Source organism: Pseudomonas sp. FME51, assembly GCF_014897305.1.
The window spans coordinates 65,617-84,854 of the sequence record NZ_JABUYN010000004.1 but is presented as its reverse complement, the minus strand read 5'-3'; the positions used below and the strand labels follow the sequence as shown (position 1 = coordinate 84,854).

Sequence of the window (19,238 nt, the reverse complement as noted above, 5' to 3'; positions counted from 1 at the left end):
ATCAGCGTGATGCAATCTCGGGCGTCGTTACGACGCCCGTCGATGGAAGGCCGGACTCCGCTCCGGCCAACCCTCTTTTCCTGCCACTCCAATCTGGAGCCGGTATTCGCAGCTTCCCCTCAGAAATCCACCGGCAGTTCGTCCGGATGCCGAAGGCTGTCCGTCAGGCCAGCGGCTGCGTGACGCTATCCACCAGATATACCAGCCCGTGATAATCAACGCCGCTGTGGCTGCTCAGACCTATCTCACAGGTGCGACTGGTCGACACCCCCAGCTCACAAGACTGCACCGCATATTCCAAAGTGCGTAACGCATGCTGGTTCAGCTCGGGCATATTGAAACCCTTGTCGCCGGCAAAACCACAGCAATGAATGTCTTCGGGTACCACCACCTGAGTACTGCAGCGCCGGGCAATAGCGATCAGGGCGTCAGCCTCACCCAGATGCTGAGTGCTGCAGGTCACATGCACCGCCACCGGGGTATCGATTGGCTGGAACACCAGCCGATCCAGCAGGTGCTCACGAATGAAGCGCACCGGATCATGCAACCTGAGCCGTGCCTCCACATCACCTTGCAGCAATCGCAGCGTACAGGGACTGGTATCGCAATACACCGGATAGCGACCCTGTTCACTGGCCTGCATGAGTGCGGCGAGCAGTTCGGCGCGCTTGCGCTCGGCTTGCTCTGGATAGCCCTTGGAAGCGAATGGCTGTCCGCAGCACAAGCTATCCACTCCCGGCGGGAAAATCACCTCGAAGCCGGCCTTCTCCAGTAACGCGCGGCTTCTATCAAGCAGCGACACCTGCTCGACACTGGCGGCCGCCGGTCCCATGACCCGCGATACACAAGCAGGCAGATAGACCACTCGGGGCTTCTGGTTGGCTTTGGCTGGCTGCGGCTCAACCCATTTCACTGCTTGCGGCATCGCCGGCGTCCACTGCGGCAAGCGTCCACCGGACAGCTGTCGCATGCCACTGCTCAGGCGCTGCAAACGCGGTGCACCGAGCCATCGCCTGGCGGTATCCACCGCCGACAGCGTCAGGCGCGCGCCCTTGAGCGCACTGACAAAATGCCCGGCCAACCAATCAGCGCTACCTGAATGCCGCGCCTGACCGGCGCGCAACTGCCGCACCAGATCACCCGTATTGATGCCCACCGGACAGCGCTGGGCGCAGAGTCCGGTCGCAGCGCAGCTGTCGATACCCTGATACTGATAGGCCTCCTCCAGCTCACGAGTATCGATGCCGGCCCGCTTCTTCGCCTGGATATCGCGCCAGATGACGATCCTCTGCCGCGGCGTCAGGGTCAATCCATTGGACGGGCAGACCGGCTCGCAGAAGCCGCATTCGATGCACTTGTCGACCAGCGGATCGGCTGCCGGCAGCGGCTTGAGATTCTTCAGGTGGATGCGTGAGTCCGTGGACAGCCCCACATCCGGGTTGAGAATGCCCTGCGGATCAAGCAGACGCTTGATCGACCACATCAGTGCATAGGCATCGCTGCCCCATTCCAGCTCGACAAAGGGCGCCATATTGCGCCCGGTGCCGTGTTCGGCTTTCAGCGCCCCACCAAACTCAACCGCTACCAGCTGCGCCACATCCCCCATGAAGGCGGCATAACGCGCGATCTGAGCCGGATCGTCAAAACCCTGAGTGAAGACGAAATGCAGATTGCCCTCCAGGGCGTGACCGAAGATGATCGCCTCGGCATAGCCGTGTCGATCAAACAGCGCCAACAGTCGGTTGACACCCTCGGCCAACATTTCAACCGGGAAGGTCACGTCCTCGATGATCACCGTGGTACCGGTGGCGCGCACCGCGCCGACCGCAGGAAAGGTGTCTTTGCGGATGCGCCACAGCTGATTGCAGACCAGCGGATCAGTACTGAAATCGACCTGCTTCTCCCGCGGGAAAAGGCTGACGGCAGCCATGACCCGGACGACCTGCTCATCCAGCAAGGCGGCGCTGGCGGCCCGTGACTCCACCAGCAGCGCACAGGCATTGGCTGACAGATCGCGTACCCACTCGGGCATGCCCAGCATATCCTGTACCGAGCGCAGACTGCGGCGGTCGAGCAGCTCCACGGCCGAGACCGGCTGCTGCTTCAATACCGGTACCGCACGGCAGCAGGTCTCGACATCGGGGAACACCAGCAAGGCGGTGGCCTTGTGTGGATGATCTGGCACGGTGTCATAGGTCACCGAGCTGATGAAGCCCAGGGTGCCTTCGGAGCCGACCATCAAATGCGTGAGGATATCCAACGGCTCATCGAAATCCACCAGTGCATTGAGTGACAGGCCGGTGGTGTTCTTCAAGCGATACTTGTGTCGGATACGCTCGGCCAAGGCAGTGTCGGCGCGAGTCTGCCGTCCCAGTTCGGCCAGGCCGTCCAACAACGGGGCATGGGTCTGATGGAAGGCCGCCACGCTGGCGGCGTCCTCGGTATCCAATACGCTGCCATCGGCCAGCACCAGGCGCATCCCGGCCAGGGTGTTATAGCTGTTCTGCGCTGTGCCGCAACACATGCCACTGGCATTATTGGCGACGATACCACCGATCTTCGCCGCATTGATCGAGGCCGGATCCGGCCCGATCTTGCGCTGCAAGGGTGCCAGCGCAGCGTTGGCAGCCGCACCGATCACCCCTGGCTGCAACCGGATGCGGGCGCCGCCATCGAGAACCTCGCGCCCGCTCCAGTGATCACCGAGGACAATCAGAACCGAATCGCTGAGCGCCTGGCCAGACAGGCTGGTCCCGGCAGCACGGAAGGTCACCGGCACGCTGCAGCGGCTGGCGAGCTGCAGCAAGGCTACCACCTCGGATTCAGCTTCGACCCGCACCACCAGCTGAGGAATCAGCCGATAGAAGCTGGCATCGGTGCCGAAAGCCAGGGTCGACAGCGGGTCATCGAACAACCGCTGGGCGGGAATCAGCTGGCGGACAGCAGCCAGGAACTCATCAGGCAGACTCATCGGCGCTCCAGCTTACTGAGTGGCATGCGCCAGCTCGCGCACCAGCAGGTCGGCACTGATTTCACTGATTGACCTGGCGCCGGTCAACACCATGGCTACACGCATTTCCTTGTCGATCAGCTCCAGCAGGTTACGCACACCAGCTTCGCCATCGACAGCCAGCGCGTAGATGAAGGCGCGACCGAGCAAGACACAATCAGCGCCCATGGCCAGCATGCGAACCACATCCAGCCCGGTACGGATGCCGGAGTCAGCGAGAATCTTGATCTCTCCCTTTACCGCATCGGCAATGGCAGGCAGCGCCCGGGCACTGGACAGTACACCATCGAGTTGACGACCGCCGTGGTTGGAAACGACGATGCCGTCGGCACCAAAGCTCACCGCATCACGTGCGTCTTCGGGATCGAGAATGCCCTTGATTACCATGGGGCCATCCCAGAACTCGCGGATCCATTCCAGATCCTTCCAGCTGATTGACGGATCGAAGTTCGCACCCAACCAGCCGATGTAGTCAGCCAGCCCGGTGGGATTGCCACGATAGGCGGAGATGTTGCCCAGATCATGCGGCCGACCCAGCAGACCGACGTCCAGCGCCCAGCGCGGATGAACCATCGCCTGCAACATGCGGCGCATCGGACCATTCGGACCGCTCATGCCGGAATGGGCATCGCGGTAGCGCGCGCCCGGCACCGGCATGTCCACAGTGAATACCAGAGTGGTCACGCCGGCAGCTTTGGCCCGTTCCAACGCATTCTTCATGAAGCCGCGATCACGCAGCACATACAATTGGAACCACATGGGCCGGTCGATGGCCGGCGCCACTTCCTCGATCGGGCAGACCGACACAGTGGACAGAGTAAAGGGGATGCCCTTGGCTGCTGCCGCCCGCGCCGCCTGAACCTCACCGCGCCGAGCGTACATGCCGGCCAGTCCTATTGGAGCCAGCGCCACCGGCATAGCCAGGGTTTCGTCGAACAACCGGGTTTCCAGGCTGAGCTCGGACATGTTCTTCAGCACCCGCTGACGCAGGGCGATGTCAGCCAGATCAGTGACGTTGCGCTTGAGCGTGTGCTCGGCGTAGGCGCCACCATCGAGGTAGTGGAACAGAAAAGGAGGCAACCGACTCTCGGCGGCGGCGCGGTAATCGGTAGAAGCAGAGATGATCATTGGATTAATCCCATATTGTTGTAAATGGTCAACGCCCGGTCATGGCCGCGGCGTTGTCAGTTGTGCATTCAGCCCAGGCTCACTGGATCGCTGATGCCCAGCACATAACAGCCGATCATCGTCAGGATGCCGGTCAGGGTTACATAGTAAAGGGTCGGCCAGATGGTCTTGCGCAGAATCAACCCTTCCCGCCCAAGCATACCCACTGTAGCCGAAGCCGCTACCACATTATGAATAGCCACCATATTCCCGGCGGCCGCACCGACTGCCTGCGCCGAGATCACCATCAACGTCGACAGGCCGAGGTTCTCCGCCACACCAAACTGGAACTGGCTGAACATCATGTTGGAAACGGTATTGGAGCCCGCGAGAAAGGCACCCAGCGCACCGATCGCCGGCGCGAAAAGCGGGTAGATGCCACCCACGCTGTCAGCCACGAAATGGGCCAACGCGACCGGCATGCTCGGCAGCCCGGCGTCGTTGATTCCGGAGTTGATCAGGATGCGTACCATGGGCACCGTGAACAGCAGCACGAAACCGGCGCTGAGCAATACTCCGCCGGACTCACTCACCGCCCGGCTGAGTTCATTGAATTTCATACGATGGATGAAGAACGTCAGCAGTACCACCGCAACCAGTACTCCGCCCGGTAGATACAGTGGGTCCAGACCCGCATTGATGCCAGCCTCTCCCAGTATGCCGGTGAAATTGACAGCCACCCCTTTCAAAGCGGCAGTCACCTCGGGGAAGACGCGGCTGATCACCAGCAGAGCACCCACCAGAACATAGGGTGTCCAGGCCCGAAGATTGCTCATCGGACGGTTGCCGAGATCCTCTGCGCGTATCTCGATGGTGCCCATCCAGGTCACCGGCCAGTCTTTGCGATCTGCGAACTGCCAGACTGTCTTGGGTACCAGAAAACCGGTTCGGGCAGCCAGTGTCACCAGCCCCAGACCCACCAGTCCGCCCAGCAGCGACGGGAACTCCGGCCCCAGAAACACCCCCGTCAACACATAAGGTACAACAAAGGCCAACCCGCCGAAGAGCGCAAAGGGTACCGCCTCCCAGCCAGCCTTCCAGCTTTTTTCCTTACCAAAATAACGGGCCAGCATGAGTACCATGAGCGCCGGCATGATGCTGCCTACCATGGCGTGCAGAATCGCCACCTTCACCGATACCCAGTGGATGTAATCGGTCCAGGCATAACCGTGGACCGCCAGCGCCTCGCCGATCGCGATGTTATCGACCCCGGCGGTAACACCGACAATGATTGGCGTGCCGACCGCACCAAAGGATACCGGCGTGCTCTGCAACAGCATGCCCATCAGTACTGCCGCCATGGCCGGAAAACCCACCGCTACCAGTAGTGGCGCCACGATTGCCGCCGGCGTGCCGAACCCGGAAGCGCCTTCGATGAAACAGCCGAACAGCCAGCAGATGATGATTACCTGAATTCTCGGGTCGGGACTGATGGCCACGAAGCCGGAACGAATAGCCGCGATGCCGCCGGAATACTTCAGGGTATTGAGCAGCAGAATGGCGCCGAAGATGATCCACAACAGACTGAGGGTGATAACCAGGCCCTGCAGAGTGGACGACAGGACACGATTGAAGCTCATATCCCAGGCAAACAACGCAATCAGTGCAGTGACGCCATACACCAGAGGCATTGCGGTCCGAGCGGACCAGCGCAAGCCAATGAGCAGAACACCAGCCAGAAGGATTGGCGCAAACGCCAGTACAGCGAGAAGACCAGAGGACATCAGGTACTCCGTAATTATTATTGGTGATTCAGGGTCAATTGGTAAGACCAATTAGCCTGGAATGTCGATCAGCGTAAAAAAGCACCGCCTGCATGTCAAACACAATTTCCTAGACATTGGTCTTATGAGCGGAGAAAAACTTTCCGGAAGCGGTTTTAGCCGGCATACTTCTGGAAACATTGGTCAGACCAATAGGAGCAGGCATATGGAGGTCGGTCACATCCAGCAGCGCAGGCTGTCGGACAACATCGTCGAGCAACTTGAGTCCATGATGCTGGACGGCATACTCAAGCCTGGAGAGCGTCTGCCGGCCGAACGGGTGCTGGCGGAACAGTTTGGTGTGTCCCGCCCTTCCCTGCGCGAGGCCATTCAGAAACTGGCAGCGCGTGGCCTGTTGGTCAGCCGCCAGGGCGGCGGCAATTACGTCACCGAATCCCTGGGTTCCAGCTTCAGCGACCCCCTGCTCGGTCTGCTTGAAGGCCGCCCCGAAGCGCATCGCGATCTGCTGGAGTTTCGCCACACGCTGGAAGCCGACTGTGCCTATTATGCTGCGCTGCGTGCCACCGAGGTCGACCATCAGCACCTGCGCGAGGCCTATGACGCATTGCAGGCCTGCTACGCCCGCGAAGGCGGCAGCCGCTCCGAGGAAGGCGCCGCCGATGCGCGCTTCCACCTGGCCATTGCCGAGGCCAGCCACAACATTATTCTGCTGCACACCATTCGCGGTCTGTTCGACCTGCTCAAGCGCAACGTGGTGACCAATATCGGCGGCATGTACGCGCTGCGCATGGGAACACGGGACACACTGATGCAACAGCATCGTGCCTTGTTGGAGGCGATCATCGAAGGCCGTGCAGAGGATGCCCGGCGCCACGCCAGCGAACATATCGACTATGTGCGTGAAGTATTGGCCGAGCGACAGCAGGAAGAGCAGCGTCGCAGCCGGGCCAGGCGCCGGGAAAAGCATTAACACCTGTTGCCGCTGAGAATCGCAGCATGACCGAGCGCAGCGGCTATAGTTATTGTTCCCGGTGGATTCGATGCAGCAATTTACAGGAGGTTTGATTAATGAAAGACGCTCTTCCCGCGTTAGCGGTGAGTCTGTTTTTCCCGATCGCACTCTCGGCGAATGCCGAGCAACTGAGCCCCACGCCTGAAGCGGGCTTGTGGCGCAGTGAAACACGCATCCTGATCAACGGCGAGGACCGTATGCCGGCGATTCGCCAGGCCCAGCAACAGCTGCTGGAGAAATTGCCACCAGACCAGCGAGATACGATGGAAGGCGCCATCGCACAGGGCAACCCGGGCATCCGGATGGAATGCATCACGCCGCAGCAGGCGTCGAACATGGTGCATATCGATGAAATGAGAAGGAAGATCCAGCGTAACGTGCCGGAATGCCAGCTGACGGTGAGCTCAGCGGACCGCTCCCGCTTGCGGATCAACGGCGATTGTCGCGGTGAGAACGGCTTCGATGGCGACATTCAGGGCGAGCTGGAGATCATCAGCAGCCAGGAAATCCGCTCTTCCTTTCTCGGTCGCGGCCACTTTCAGATGATCCGCGAAGACGGAACCAGCAGTCAGCCATCGAACATTCAACAACTGGAAATCTCTCGCTGGACATCACCGGATTGTGGCGCGGTAACGCCGAATGAAAGGCTGTCGTTCTGATGTTCGGCTTTCTCCGCCGCCGCCGTCGACTAGACTGTCTCTATGACAACAGGAGAATGAGCCATGCTGAAACATTGTATTCTCGGTTTTGATTATTCCGAAAGCTGGCAGAAAACCTGCGACAGATTGCCCTCGGTGGTGCAGATGGCCGACATCCGCAGACTGACGATAGTGTATGTGGTGGACACTACCCGGCGGATGAACATTGAAGACAGCGAAGCCGCTGCTGCCAACCACCTCAAGGAGCTGGCAACCCATCTGAGCGGCGAACTGGGAATCGAGGTGGATTACGAAGTGCGACGCGGCTTCGCGGCCACCGAACTGAATGAAGCCGCCCGCCACCATAACGCCAACGGCATCATTGTCCTGAATCAGAGCCACTCCGCCGGTCGCGCCCTCTTCTACGGCAATATCACCCTGAATCTGGCGCGCATCACGCGTGTGCCCCTGTTGATCCTCGCAGCGGACGGCCCGGTCGTCGAACCCACCGCCCCCGTCCTGCTGGCCACCGACGGCTCAGCACCAGCTCGTGCAGCCCAGCGCTGTTTCGAAGGTTTTCTGAAAAACGGCAGGCATGGCTTGGTATTGTGGGTGGAAACCGAGCATGACGAGGATGCCGACATCATCAACAACCTGACGGCCGACATCATCAGTCGACATGAACAGGTGGTATCTCGCCATGTGAAAGGCGACGCCGTTCAGCAGATCGTCAAGACCGCGGAGGCTGAGCAGGCAGCGCTGGTCATTCTCGGCAAGCGCGGAACCACACCGATTCAGGATCTGATGATTGGCAGCACCGCGGAAGGCGTTGCACGACAAAGCCGTCAACCGGTTCTGCTGATTCCTGCCAACACCGCGTTCTGAAACAAAAAAGCCCCGGCATGATTGCCGGGGCTTTCAGTAAGACGCCAGTCTTGCTTAGAAGAACGCCTGCAAACCTGTCTGAGCACGCCCCAGAATCAATGCGTGCACATCGTGAGTACCTTCATAGGTATTCACCACTTCCAGATTCACCACGTGGCGAATCACGCCATACTCGTCGGAAATCCCGTTACCACCCAGCATGTCTCGCGCTACCCGGGCGATATCCAGCGACTTGCCGCAGGAGTTGCGCTTCATGATCGAGGTGATCTCCACCGCAGCGGTACCTTCGTCCTTCATGCGACCCAGACGCAGACAGCCCTGCAGCGCCATGGTGATTTCGGTCTGCATGTCAGCCAGCTTCTTCTGTACCAGCTGAGTCTGCGCCAGCGGGCGGCCGAACTGCAGACGATCCATGGTGTACTGGCGGGCGGTGTGCCAGCAGAATTCAGCGGCGCCCAGGGCACCCCAGGCGATACCGTAACGGGCCGAGTTCAGACAGGTGAACGGACCGCGCAGCCCGGTCACACCCGGCATCAGGTTTTCTTCCGGCACGAATACATCTTCCATCACGATCTCACCGGTGATGGAGGTACGCAGACCGACCTTGCCCTTGATCGCCGGAGCGCTCAGACCTTTCCACCCCTTCTCCAGAATGAAGCCGCGAATCAGATCGTCTTCCGTCTTGGCCCAGACCACGAACACATCGGCAATCGGGCTGTTGGTGATCCACATCTTGGCACCCTTGAGAAGATAGCCGCCGTCGACTTTCTTCGCCCGGGTGATCATCGAACCCGGATCGGAACCGTGGTTCGGCTCGGTCAGACCGAAGCAGCCGATATATTCGCCGCTGGCCAGTTTCGGCAGGTATTTCTGCTTCTGCTCTTCAGTCCCAAATTCGTTGATCGGCACCATCACCAGCGAGGACTGCACGCTCATCATGGAGCGGTAGCCGGAGTCCACACGCTCCACTTCACGGGCGATCAGGCCGTAGCATACGTAGTTCAGGCCGCTGCCGCCGTACTCGACAGGAATGGTCGCACCCAACAATCCCAGCTCACCCATTTCGCGGAAAATGGACGCATCAGTCTCTTCGTTGCGGAACGAATTGAGCACCCGCGGCATCAGCTTGTCCTGGCAATACTGCGCTGCAGAATCGCGAACCATGCGCTCTTCTTCGGTGAGCTGCTGGTCCAGCAACAGTGGGTCTGCCCAGTTGAAACTTGCTTTGGTGTCAGCCATGAGAACTCCGTAAACGATTGTTGTAGTGATGCAGGTTGGCACTCCTGCAGCGATGGAACAAGACTAGCCACCCAGCACTGCTGAGGCAAACGCGTTTTCCTCAACAAGCTGTGCTAAATTGGAACTCCGTAAAACCAAAGACCGCCCGTCCGCAGGAGCTCCACATGCGCCGCAAGATCCCTCCGACCCAAGCCCTGATCTGCTTCGAATCGGCCGCTCGCCATGAAAGCTTTACCAAGGCGGCAGACGAACTGGCCTTGACCCAAAGCGCCGTATGCCGACAGATTGCCAATCTGGAAAGCTTCCTGGATGTACAGCTGTTCCGCCGTACCCGACGCGGCGTGCGATTGACCGAGACCGGCCAGACCTACAGTCGGCGCATTGCCGGTCGGCTCGATGCAGTGGAGCGCGACACCCTTTCAGTGATGGGCAATCAGGGCACCGCAACCCTGGAGCTGGCACTGGTACCGACCTTCGGCACGCAATGGCTGTTGCCGCGTCTCAGCGATTACCTTGTGCAACATCCGCAAGTGACCATCAACATGACCAACCGTACACGCCCTTTTCTGTTCGCCGACACCGAGTTCGATGCAGCCATCTATTTCGGCGATGGAGACTGGTCAGGTACCGAGGTGCATTTTCTGATGAACGAGTCGCCGGTGCCGGTGTGCAGCCCCGGATTACTGGCAGGCCAGACGCAACTCACAGCGGAGCAGATCAGCCAGTTCCCGCTATTGCAGCAGTCCACCCGCCCTTATGCCTGGCGCCAGTGGTTCGCCGCTACCGGCATGCGGGTAGAGCATGATCTGAACGGCACCCGGCTGGAGTTGTTCTCCATGCTGGCTCAGGCCGCCATGCACGGCATGGGAGTGGCGCTGATCCCGCCTTTCCTGATTCGCAGCGAACTGGAGACCGGCAAGCTGGTCATCGCCTGCCCGCAGAGCTTCGACAGCAGCAATGCCTATTATCTGGTGATTCCCGAGCGCAAGGCGGAGTCTGCCACGCTGCAGACATTCCGCGACTGGCTGATCAGCGAGGCGCAGGCGTATGGACGGGACACCGCGGCGTCTGCCTCAGGCAGCATGGCAACTACCTGATACTTGACCAGACCGCCCTACAATGGCTGGGGCGCCACCAGCGCCGTCAGCGGTAATAAGTGCAGATCCGCTGCCCATCGACCTCATGCACTGCGATATCCATTTCATACAGATCGCGCAGCACTTCACCGCAGATGATCTCCTGTGGCGTGCCCTGATACGCCGGCTTGCCCTGGCGCATGGCGATGATGTGATCGGAATAGCAGGAGGCGAAGTTGATGTCGTGCAGCACTACCACCACAGTCTTGCCCTTCTCATCGGCGGCGCGGCGCAGCAGCTGCATCATGTCCACGGCAAAACGCATGTCGATGTTGTTCAGCGGCTCATCCAGCAGCACGTACTCGGTATCCTGGCACATGACCATGGCCACATAGGCCCGCTGACGCTGGCCGCCGGACAACTCGTCGATCGGCCGGTCGCGGTATTCGTTCAACCGCAGGTAATCCATCGCCTCGTCCACATGGCGCAGGTCGTCGGCGGTCAGTCGTCCGCCCGAATGCGGGAAGCGACCGAAGGCGACCAGATCCCGCACGGTCAGGCGCAGCGCGGTCTGGTTGTCCTGACGCAGGATCGACAGCCGGCGAGCCAGTTGATTGCCCGGCGTACGGGTAACGTCCATGCCATCGACCATCACCGTGCCGGCGCTCATCGGCGTCAGACGGCTGATCATCGACAGCAAGGTTGATTTTCCGGCGCCATTGGGACCGATGATCGAGGTGAACCCACCTCGAGGGATGCTCAGGCTGACATCATCGACGACCAATACATCGCCATAGCGTTTGGATACGCCCCGGGTTTCAATCATTGTCTGACTCCGCGCATCAACAGCGCTATGAACAGCAGGCCGCCAGCCAGCTCGATGACCAGCGCCAGCGGCAGGGTTGAGGACAGCAGGTGTTCCAGCAGCAGCTGACCGCCGACCAGGCAGATGATGCCAGCCAGCACACTGGCCGGCAGGGTCCAGCAGTGCTTCTGCGAACCGGTGAACCAGTAGGCCAGGTTGGCAATCAGCAGCCCGAAGAACAGCGTCGGCCCGACCAGCACCGTGGCCACCGACACCAGAATGGCGATCACCGCCATGACCCCGAGCACCACCCGCCCGTGGGCCACGCCCAGGTTGATGGCGATATCCCGCCCCAAGCTCAGCACATCCAGACTCCGCCACCAGCGCCACAGCAGCAGTCCCGCCAGCGCCAGACCCGCCGCTGCAGCGCCGAGCAGCTGGGTATTGACCCGACTGAAACTGGCCTGGGCCACACCGGTGCTGATGCCGAACTCGCTCGGATCAAGCACCCGCGCACCCAGCTCCGACAATTCACGGAACAGCATACCGGCCAGCATGCCGAGCAGTATCATCAAGTGCAGGCTGCGTACCGAACCGGAGAACAGCAAGCGAAACACCAGCAGCGCCAACGCCACCATCAACAGGACCTGCACGGCAAAGCGCAGCGAAGGTACCCATTCGGCCAGCACACTGCCGCCCAGCACCAACAAGGTCAGTGTGTTGACCAGCACATAGAGCACATCGAACCCCATCAGCGAGGGGGTCAGCAAACGGCTGTGGGTAATGGTCTGGAACAGCACGGTGGACACGCCGATGGCGCAGGACGTGAGTAGCAGCGCCAGCAGGCGACTACCGCGGTATTCGAGGATGAAGCTCCAGTCGGTCTGCACATTCACGGTCATGAAACCGAGCATGCATAGCAATGCGAGCAGACCGAGCAGCAATACCCGGGTACCCGGACGGCGCCACAGATTCAGGACCATTTCGCCCTCCCCTGCAACAGCACGGCAAGAAATATCACGCAGCCGGCAATCGACAGCAGGTTGGACGAAGGTACTTCATAGGGATGAATCAACAGTCGACCGAGCAGGTCAGCTGCCAGCAACAAGGCGGCCCCCAGTAGCGCCATCAGCGGCACCGCTCGACGCAGATTGTCGCCGGCCACCAGTCGCACCAGATTTGGCGCCACCAGCCCGATAAAGGGGATCACCCCGGCGGTCACCACCACGCTGCCGACGATCATGCCCACCAGCACCACCCCGGCGCCCATCAGCAACGAATAGTTGACGCCTATATTGGTCGCAAAATCACGACCCATACCGATCACGGTGAACCTATCTGCCAAGATCATCGCCGCCACCGTCAACCCGGCTGCGACCCACAGCAGCTCGTAACTCCCGCGCAAGATGGCCGAGAAATCACCGCTGTTCCAGGCCCGCAGCGACTGTGAAAGATCGAAATGGTGGGCGATCAGTCCGCTGGCGGCATGCACTACCCCGGCCATCACCAACCCCACCAGGGGCACGATCAGCGCCGAACGCAGCGGCATGCGCTGCAACACACCGAGAAACAGCAAAACACCGCCGGCGGCAAAGGCGCTCACCACCAGAAACCGCGCCCACAGAGGCAATCCCTGAGGCAGCACGATAGCCAGCACCAGCATGCCCAGCGCCGCAGCCGCCATGGGCCCGGTGGTCGAGGTATCGACCAGCCGGTTGCGCGCCATCATCTGCAGAATCGCCCCGGCCACAGCCAATGCGGCGCCAGCAAGAATCAGGGCAATGGTGCGCGGCAAGCGGCTGACGAAGAGAATCTTGGAGATTCGATCATCCGGGTCGGCGGTGAAGACATTCAACAGGTTCATGCGGCTGGCACCGACGTTCAGACTGCACAACGCCAATACCACGACCACCACTATGAGCAATAACAACCAAAGGGCACCCTTGCCGGGTGCCCTCGGTGATGAAGAAAGGGAATGTGACATGCATCCTGCCTGAACAGCGAAAGGGCGATGGCTCAGCGCGCCGCGGAAAACACCTTGATCAGCTCGTTGACGCTGTTCTGCATCACGCCGATACCACTGTTATCCAGCAGATACCAGCTGGCCGGGTCCAGATAAACGATCTGATCCTTGCTGCCGGCACTGGTGACCTTGACCAGCTCGTTATCCATCAACTCGGCAGCCGCTGTGCCTTCACGACCGATAGCCGCATCCCGGTCCATCACGAACAACCAATCCGGATCCGCTTCCAGCAGAAACTCGAAGGACACTGCCTGGCCATGCCGGCCGGTTTTCAGGTCATCCACCGCCTGCTCGACACCGAACACATCATGGATCAGGCCGAAGCGAGTCCCCTTGCCGAACGCCGCCATCTTGCCGCCGGTGGTGAGCAGCAACAGACCGTCGCCCTGCTCTTTGGTCAGGCTCCGCAATTCAGCCACCGAGGCTTTCAACTGGGCGACAAGCTCGGCCGCCTTGTCTTGCTTGCCGAATACCTCACCCAGCAACAGGGTATTGCGCTCGACGCTGCCCAACAGGTCGTTCGGGTCCGGCGTCAGATCGATCGTGGTGCCGAACCTGGACACCTCATCGTACTTGCCCTGAGCCCGACGACCGAGAATGATCAGATCCGGCTCGGCGTTCTTCAATACCTCGAAATCCGGCTCGAACAGACTGCCAGCACGAATGAACTCGCCTTCGCGATACTGCTTGAGTACTTCGGGCGGATTGGAGGAAGGAATGCCGCTGACCGTCACCCCCAATTGAGCCAGGGTATCCAGTGTCGACCAATCCAGCACCACTACCTTCTGCGGCTGCACCGACACCTCGGTCTGACCACTGGAGTGGCTGACCGACACATTCTCAGCCACAGCCGTACCGGCCCCCAACGCGAGCGCGATACATACCCCTGGCAGAGCAGCGAAACGGGAAAGACCTGACAGCATGACAACTCCTTTTACAGACCATAAGCCAGCCCCAACCTCCTCTGCATCAGCAGCGGAGCGCTATTCAGGCGGTCATGAATCATATGTATTTACGAATAGTTATTGTTTGCAATCCTAGCGGAAGCGCTTTGCCAGTGCAATCAGACAGGCACCAAAAAGCGAGCCCGCAGGCTCGCCTTCTGGTACCGCGCCACTACTTACTGGCGAATGCCTTCAATGGTCAGATCCAGCTCGACCACTGCAGAGGCTGGCCCCAGATCCATGGACACATCGTAGTCAGCCAGTTTGAAGCTGGTGGTACCTTCAAAGCCAGCACGGTAGCCGCCCCATGGATCATCGCCTTCGCCGATGAAGCGCGCGTCGATCACCACTGGTTTGGTGACACCGTTGAAGGTGAAGTCACCGGTAACTTTGGCGGTATCTTCGCCAGTCATTTCCACACCAGTAGAAACGAAGGTCGCCTCGGGATACTTGCCCACGTTCAGGAAATCATCGCTGCGCAGGTGTTTGTCACGCTCGGCATGGTTGGAGTCCACGCTGGTGGTCTTGATGGTCACGTTGACCTTGCTGTTTTCCGGATTCTCGGCGTCCCAGCTGAAGGTGCCATCGAAGTCATTGAAGCGGCCGTGCAGCATGCTGAAACCCATGTGTCCGGTCTTGAAATTGATGAAGGCGTGCTGACCTTCCTTGTCGATCTGATAATCAGCTGCGTACAGCGAACCAGACAAAGCCATCAGGCCACCCAGAGCGATACCCGAAAAAATCTTCTTCATGCTTGTTTCTCCTTTGATTCAGTCAATTGCCGCGCTCGCATGCCCAGCATGCGGCGCAATGTGTCGTCACGATCAAGAAAGTGATGTTTGAGAGCGCCCAGGGCATGCAGCGCAGCCAATCCCAGTACGCCTATTGCCACCCAGTAATGCACTGCCCCGGCGCGGTCGGCCTGATTGGTCAGCCCGGTTATCGAGGCGGGAATTTCGAACCAGCCAAATACGCTGATGCCCTGCCCTTTGGCGGTGGAAATCAGGTAACCGCTGATCACGATTACGAACAGCATCAGGTATAGCAGCCCATGCACCACCCCCGCCATGCTGATTTCCCAGCGCTTGTGGTTGGGCAGATGCGCTGGGCGCGGATTGCTCCAGCGCCATACCAGACGCAACAGCATTACCACGGCCAGCGTTATGCCGATGCTCTTGTGCCAAAACGGAGCGCTCCGGTAATAGGGGCTGTAATAACTCAGGTCAGTCATCCATAACCCGAGTATGGCCAGCCCGATCACCGTCAGCGCCACCACCCAGTGCAGCAGAATGGCCACCGACCCATAGCTGTTCTGTGTGTTTTTCAGTTGCATTGGAGAACGTCCTGTATTGGATGATGTGAATAATCATACATCGGTACAGGAAAACAAAAAGCGGAAATAGTGGGAGGGAAATATCTAATTTATTGATAAATACTACGGTGTATTGCTTTGGGCGGGGAAGGTGCAGGGCCGCACTTCCCGGCTGGGCCAGCTCGACACGCTGCAAGTACATCCCTGTAAGCTCATTGATGCCATCCATGGCATCAAACGGTCGAGCTAACCCAGCCGGGAAGCACTGCTATCAACTATCGAGTTACCGGGAAGACCGCCCCCTTTTTTACAGCGGTCTTTATTGCTGATTCACACTAACGAACCACACCTAGCGTGACAGGATGAGAAAAGGCTGGCTTTCCCGACAACCACTCCGACACTGACTCGCAGTTCTGACACCCACCCTGACCGGACCGTTTGGTGGCCAGGGATGGCCACCAATGAGCGCCCATGGATGGCTTGAGCGTGTCCGGGCAGGGTGGGTGCCAGCGCAGCGTTGCACACACTAGCCACACCGCCGAGAGCATATGCCGAACCGAGCAGGGCCCCGCTTCAGTCTTGGGAAAACAGACGCTTCAACTCTGCACCCGGATCAGCGGCACGCATGAAGGCTTCGCCGACGAGGAAGCTGTATACCTCGTTGTTCAGCATCAGCTCAACATCGGCGCGGGTGAGGATGCCACTTTCGGTGACGGCGAGGCGGTCCGCCGGTACCCGGGGCAGCAACTGCAGGGTGGTATCCAGCGAGACCTCGAAGGTGTGCAGGTTACGGTTGTTGATGCCCACCAGCGGCGTATCCAGTTTCAGCGCCCGGTCCAGCTCGGCACCGTCGTGTACTTCGACCAGCACATCCAGCCCGTGCTCGACGGCAGTGGCATTCAATTCAGCCATCTGACCGTCTTCCAGCGAGGCCACGATCAGCAGTATGCAATCGGCCCCCATGGCGCGGGCTTCAATCACCTGATACGGATCGACCATAAAGTCCTTGCGGATCACCGGCAGGTCACAGGCCCCACGGGCCTGCTTGAGGTAATCAGCGCTGCCCTGGAAGAAGTCCACATCGGTCAGCACCGACAAGCATGCTGCACCGCCCTGCTGGTAGCTGGCAGCGATATCGGCAGGATTGAAATTCTCACGAATCACACCCTTGCTTGGCGAGGCTTTCTTGACCTCGGCAATCACGGCCGGCTGCTTCAGCGCGGCACGCTTGCGCAAGGCGTCGGCAAAGCCACGGGGCGCATCGGCACTGGCGCACAGCGCCTCCAGCTCAGCCAACGATACCTTGGCACGACTTTCCTGCACTTCTTCGTACTTACGGGCAACGATGTTTTCCAGAATGGTCGGCAAACTCATTTCTGCAGCGCCTCCTCGCGAAAGATTTCAGTAAAGGAGGCCAGTTCAGCCAGCTTTTCCCGGGCCATGCCCGAGTACAGCGCATCGGAGGCCAATTCCACCCCTTCTTTGAGCGTCGATGCGACATCCGCCGCATAGAGCGCGGCCCCGGCGTTGAGAATGATCATGTCCGCTGCCTTCTCACCGACTTCCGTTTCACGCTTGCCCAGCGCATCGCGGATCAGCTTCAACGAGGCTTCCGGGCCTTCCACGGTCAGGCCGATGAGGCTGCGGCTCTTGATACCCAGATCCTCCGGACTCACCTCGTACTCAGTGACCTTGCCATCTTTCAACTCGGCAATATGCGTCGGCGAGGCCAGGCTGATTTCATCCAGGCCATCGCGCGAATGCACGATCAATACGTGTTCGCTACCAAGGCGACCCATCACTTCAGCCATGGGCCGGCACAGCGCCTTGCTGAACACGCCGATCACCTGGTGTTTGACGCCGGCCGGGTTGGTCATAGGGCCGAGCATGTTGAACAGGGTACGCATGCCCAGCTCGCGGCGCGGGCCCACCGCGTGCTTCATTGCACCATGGTGGGCGGGGGCGAACATGAAGCCGACGCCAACGTGTTCCACGCAACGCGCTACCTGCTCGGGGGTCAAGTCCAGATTGATGCCGGCGGCTTCCAGCAGGTCGGCGCTGCCGCTCTTGCCGGATACCGCGCGGTTGCCGTGTTTGGCCACCTGGCCACCGGCGGCGGCCACGACAAAGGCCGCAGCGGAGGATACGTTGAAGATATTTGCGCCATCACCACCGGTGCCGCAGGTGTCGACCAGGTTGTCTCCCGGGATGGCCACATTGGACGCCAGTTCACGCATGGCCAGCGCCGCGCCGGTGATTTCGTCCAGGCTTTCACTTTTCATGCGCAGGGCGACCAGCATGCCGCCGATCTGCGCATCCGTGCACTGGCCGGTCATGATCTGCCGCATCACGTCCTGCATTTCCTCGGTGGACAGGTCGATCTGTTCGACGACCCTGGCCAGTGCTGTGGTGAAATCCATATTGCTCTCCTGATATTCGTTCAGCTGCGCATTCCGCCTTGCTGTTTGAGAAAGTTGGCCAGCAGTTCGTGGCCTTGTTCGCTGAGGATGGACTCGGGGTGAAATTGCACCCCTTCGATCATGTACTGGCGATGACGCAGGCCCATGATCTCATCCACGGTGCCGTCCGCGTGCTGCGTCCAGGCGGTCAATTCCAGGCAGTCCGGCAGACTATCACGCTGCACCACCAGTGAATGGTAACGGGTCACCGTCAGCGGATTGGCCAGACCGGCGAAAACACCCGTGCCCCGGTGATAAACCGGGCTGGTCTTGCCATGCATGACCTCGCGGGCGCGGACCACCTCCCCGCCGAAGGCCTGGCCGATGCTCTGGTGGCCCAGACAGATGCCGAGGATCGGCAGCTTGCCGGCAAAGTGCTTGAGCACCGGCACCGATACGCCCGCTTCATTGGGCGTGCAGGGGCCGGGGGAAATAACGATGCGCTCCGGTTGCAGGGCTTCGATCTGCTCGATGTTCAGCTCATCGTTGCGCACCACTTTCACGTCGGCACCCAGCTCGCCGAGGTACTGCACCACGTTCCAGGTAAAGGAGTCGTAGTTGTCGATCATCAATAATTTAGGCATGATAAGTCCCTGATTTATATGTGTTTATCTTCCTGAATCCCTGCGTGTTATACACACTGTTATACACATTTGCAGTGGATTTCAGTGGAACAAGGGTCATCAAGCGCTTTTTATTGCTGGTCGAAACAGAAAGCAGCACTCCGCCGTCAGCCAACATATGCGGCAACGGGTGGAAATGAAAAGGGGGTGGTATACGGTCTCTAGCTGGCACCGGCGCGGTGTGCAGCAGATACGTTGAAATAGAGGGAAGTAGGGGCATCTGGCAATCTCCTTGAGTCTTGGAGCCGCCGTGCCGGAGAGCCATTTGCTTAACCTTACTGCCGGTACGACGGCAAGGTGCGGGACGAAACCGCAACGACG

General features: G+C 59.8%; 18 protein-coding genes. 4 read left to right on the top strand and 14 right to left on the bottom strand.

The window, feature by feature from the left end:
* Window positions 1-163 precede the first annotated feature (163 nt).
* From INT39_RS08655 to INT39_RS08645, 3 genes are all read right to left on the bottom strand, one after another.
* Window positions 164-2,971: an FAD-binding and (Fe-S)-binding domain-containing protein gene (locus tag INT39_RS08655; RefSeq protein ID WP_193073513.1), complete on the bottom strand. Its 2,808-nt coding sequence runs from the start codon at window positions 2,969-2,971 to the stop codon at window positions 164-166.
* Window positions 2,972-2,983: 12 nt separating this feature from the next.
* Entirely contained in the window at window positions 2,984-4,138 is a 1,155-nt protein-coding gene (gene lldD / locus INT39_RS08650) for an FMN-dependent L-lactate dehydrogenase LldD (RefSeq protein WP_193073512.1), read from the bottom strand.
* Window positions 4,139-4,206: 68 nt separating this feature from the next.
* The gene (locus INT39_RS08645; protein ID WP_193073511.1) at window positions 4,207-5,901 is read right to left on the bottom strand and encodes an L-lactate permease; all 1,695 of its coding nucleotides are present in this window, start codon (window positions 5,899-5,901) and stop codon (window positions 4,207-4,209) included.
* A 205-nt stretch (window positions 5,902-6,106) separates the two neighbouring features.
* On the opposite strand from INT39_RS08645, the gene INT39_RS08640 reads away from it, so the two are divergent.
* The 3 genes from INT39_RS08640 to INT39_RS08630 all read left to right on the top strand — a co-directional run bounded on the left by INT39_RS08640 (window position 6,107) and on the right by INT39_RS08630 (window position 8,436).
* Complete coding sequence (locus INT39_RS08640; protein ID WP_193073510.1) at window positions 6,107-6,871, top strand: FCD domain-containing protein; 765 nt, start codon at window positions 6,107-6,109, stop codon at window positions 6,869-6,871.
* Between the two features lie 98 nt (window positions 6,872-6,969).
* Window positions 6,970-7,572 carry a DUF3617 family protein gene (locus INT39_RS08635; protein WP_193073509.1) on the top strand — a complete coding sequence of 201 codons (603 nt, stop codon included), beginning with the start codon at window positions 6,970-6,972 and terminating at the stop codon, window positions 7,570-7,572.
* Window positions 7,573-7,635: 63 nt separating this feature from the next.
* Window positions 7,636-8,436: a universal stress protein gene (locus INT39_RS08630; protein WP_193073508.1), complete on the top strand. Its 801-nt coding sequence runs from the start codon at window positions 7,636-7,638 to the stop codon at window positions 8,434-8,436.
* Between the two features lie 54 nt (window positions 8,437-8,490).
* Here INT39_RS08630 and INT39_RS08625 read toward each other — a convergent pair whose 3' ends face one another.
* Complete coding sequence (locus INT39_RS08625; protein WP_193073507.1) at window positions 8,491-9,675, bottom strand: acyl-CoA dehydrogenase; 1,185 nt, start codon at window positions 9,673-9,675, stop codon at window positions 8,491-8,493.
* Window positions 9,676-9,839: 164 nt separating this feature from the next.
* Between INT39_RS08625 and INT39_RS08620 the strand changes: the two genes are divergently transcribed.
* Window positions 9,840-10,772, top strand: a complete 933-nt coding sequence (locus tag INT39_RS08620) for a LysR family transcriptional regulator (RefSeq protein ID WP_193073506.1) — start codon at window positions 9,840-9,842, stop codon at window positions 10,770-10,772.
* 46 nt (window positions 10,773-10,818) lie between these two features.
* Here the strand turns inward: INT39_RS08620 and INT39_RS08615 are convergent, their stop codons facing one another.
* The 10 genes from INT39_RS08615 to INT39_RS08570 all read right to left on the bottom strand — a co-directional run bounded on the left by INT39_RS08615 (window position 10,819) and on the right by INT39_RS08570 (window position 19,137).
* The gene (locus INT39_RS08615) at window positions 10,819-11,577 is read right to left on the bottom strand and encodes an ABC transporter ATP-binding protein (protein WP_193073505.1); all 759 of its coding nucleotides are present in this window, start codon (window positions 11,575-11,577) and stop codon (window positions 10,819-10,821) included.
* Window positions 11,574-12,539, bottom strand: coding sequence for an iron chelate uptake ABC transporter family permease subunit (locus INT39_RS08610; protein ID WP_193073504.1), 966 nt, complete (start codon window positions 12,537-12,539; stop codon window positions 11,574-11,576). Before INT39_RS08610 ends, INT39_RS08615 begins: the two co-directional genes overlap by 4 nt.
* On the bottom strand, window positions 12,530-13,540 hold the full coding sequence (locus INT39_RS08605) for an iron chelate uptake ABC transporter family permease subunit (protein ID WP_193073503.1): 1,011 nt from the start codon (window positions 13,538-13,540) through the stop codon (window positions 12,530-12,532). The genes INT39_RS08610 and INT39_RS08605 overlap by 10 nt, the downstream gene beginning before the upstream one ends.
* A 32-nt stretch (window positions 13,541-13,572) precedes the next feature.
* Window positions 13,573-14,502 carry a siderophore ABC transporter substrate-binding protein gene (locus tag INT39_RS08600; RefSeq protein WP_193073502.1) on the bottom strand — a complete coding sequence of 310 codons (930 nt, stop codon included), beginning with the start codon at window positions 14,500-14,502 and terminating at the stop codon, window positions 13,573-13,575.
* Window positions 14,503-14,699: 197 nt separating this feature from the next.
* Window positions 14,700-15,275: a YceI family protein gene (locus tag INT39_RS08595; protein WP_193073501.1), complete on the bottom strand. Its 576-nt coding sequence runs from the start codon at window positions 15,273-15,275 to the stop codon at window positions 14,700-14,702.
* Window positions 15,272-15,856, bottom strand: coding sequence for a cytochrome b (locus INT39_RS08590; RefSeq protein WP_193073500.1), 585 nt, complete (start codon window positions 15,854-15,856; stop codon window positions 15,272-15,274). The genes INT39_RS08595 and INT39_RS08590 overlap by 4 nt, the downstream gene beginning before the upstream one ends.
* A gap of 552 nt (window positions 15,857-16,408) precedes the next feature.
* Window positions 16,409-17,209: an indole-3-glycerol phosphate synthase TrpC gene (trpC, locus tag INT39_RS08585; RefSeq protein ID WP_193073499.1), complete on the bottom strand. Its 801-nt coding sequence runs from the start codon at window positions 17,207-17,209 to the stop codon at window positions 16,409-16,411.
* Window positions 17,206-18,255, bottom strand: a complete 1,050-nt coding sequence (gene trpD, locus INT39_RS08580; protein WP_193073498.1) for an anthranilate phosphoribosyltransferase — start codon at window positions 18,253-18,255, stop codon at window positions 17,206-17,208. Before trpD ends, trpC begins: the two co-directional genes overlap by 4 nt.
* A gap of 20 nt (window positions 18,256-18,275) precedes the next feature.
* On the bottom strand, window positions 18,276-18,878 hold the full coding sequence (locus tag INT39_RS08575) for an anthranilate synthase component II (protein ID WP_193073497.1): 603 nt from the start codon (window positions 18,876-18,878) through the stop codon (window positions 18,276-18,278).
* On the bottom strand, window positions 18,871-19,137 hold the full coding sequence (locus tag INT39_RS08570) for a hypothetical protein (protein ID WP_193073496.1): 267 nt from the start codon (window positions 19,135-19,137) through the stop codon (window positions 18,871-18,873). Before INT39_RS08570 ends, INT39_RS08575 begins: the two co-directional genes overlap by 8 nt.
* Window positions 19,138-19,238: the final 101 nt, after the last annotated feature.

Bases quoted from the DNA above. Each gene is read 5' to 3' on its own strand.
- INT39_RS08655 (WP_193073513.1), bottom strand. From the start codon at position 2,971: ATGAGTCTGCCTGATGAGTTCCTGGCTGCTGTCCGCCAGCTGATTCCC.
- lldD (WP_193073512.1), bottom strand. From the start codon at position 4,138: ATGATCATCTCTGCTTCTACCGATTACCGCGCCGCCGCCGAGAGTCGG.
- INT39_RS08645 (WP_193073511.1), bottom strand. From the start codon at position 5,901: ATGTCCTCTGGTCTTCTCGCTGTACTGGCGTTTGCGCCAATCCTTCTG.
- INT39_RS08640 (WP_193073510.1), top strand. From the start codon at position 6,107: ATGGAGGTCGGTCACATCCAGCAGCGCAGGCTGTCGGACAACATCGTC.
- INT39_RS08635 (WP_193073509.1), top strand. From the start codon at position 6,970: ATGAAAGACGCTCTTCCCGCGTTAGCGGTGAGTCTGTTTTTCCCGATC.
- INT39_RS08630 (WP_193073508.1), top strand. From the start codon at position 7,636: ATGCTGAAACATTGTATTCTCGGTTTTGATTATTCCGAAAGCTGGCAG.
- INT39_RS08625 (WP_193073507.1), bottom strand. From the start codon at position 9,675: ATGGCTGACACCAAAGCAAGTTTCAACTGGGCAGACCCACTGTTGCTG.
- INT39_RS08620 (WP_193073506.1), top strand. From the start codon at position 9,840: ATGCGCCGCAAGATCCCTCCGACCCAAGCCCTGATCTGCTTCGAATCG.
- INT39_RS08615 (WP_193073505.1), bottom strand. From the start codon at position 11,577: ATGATTGAAACCCGGGGCGTATCCAAACGCTATGGCGATGTATTGGTC.
- INT39_RS08610 (WP_193073504.1), bottom strand. From the start codon at position 12,539: ATGGTCCTGAATCTGTGGCGCCGTCCGGGTACCCGGGTATTGCTGCTC.
- INT39_RS08605 (WP_193073503.1), bottom strand. From the start codon at position 13,540: ATGTCACATTCCCTTTCTTCATCACCGAGGGCACCCGGCAAGGGTGCC.
- INT39_RS08600 (WP_193073502.1), bottom strand. From the start codon at position 14,502: ATGCTGTCAGGTCTTTCCCGTTTCGCTGCTCTGCCAGGGGTATGTATC.
- INT39_RS08595 (WP_193073501.1), bottom strand. From the start codon at position 15,275: ATGAAGAAGATTTTTTCGGGTATCGCTCTGGGTGGCCTGATGGCTTTG.
- INT39_RS08590 (WP_193073500.1), bottom strand. From the start codon at position 15,856: ATGCAACTGAAAAACACACAGAACAGCTATGGGTCGGTGGCCATTCTG.
- trpC (WP_193073499.1), bottom strand. From the start codon at position 17,209: ATGAGTTTGCCGACCATTCTGGAAAACATCGTTGCCCGTAAGTACGAA.
- trpD (WP_193073498.1), bottom strand. From the start codon at position 18,255: ATGGATTTCACCACAGCACTGGCCAGGGTCGTCGAACAGATCGACCTG.
- INT39_RS08575 (WP_193073497.1), bottom strand. From the start codon at position 18,878: ATGCCTAAATTATTGATGATCGACAACTACGACTCCTTTACCTGGAAC.
- INT39_RS08570 (WP_193073496.1), bottom strand. From the start codon at position 19,137: ATGCCCCTACTTCCCTCTATTTCAACGTATCTGCTGCACACCGCGCCG.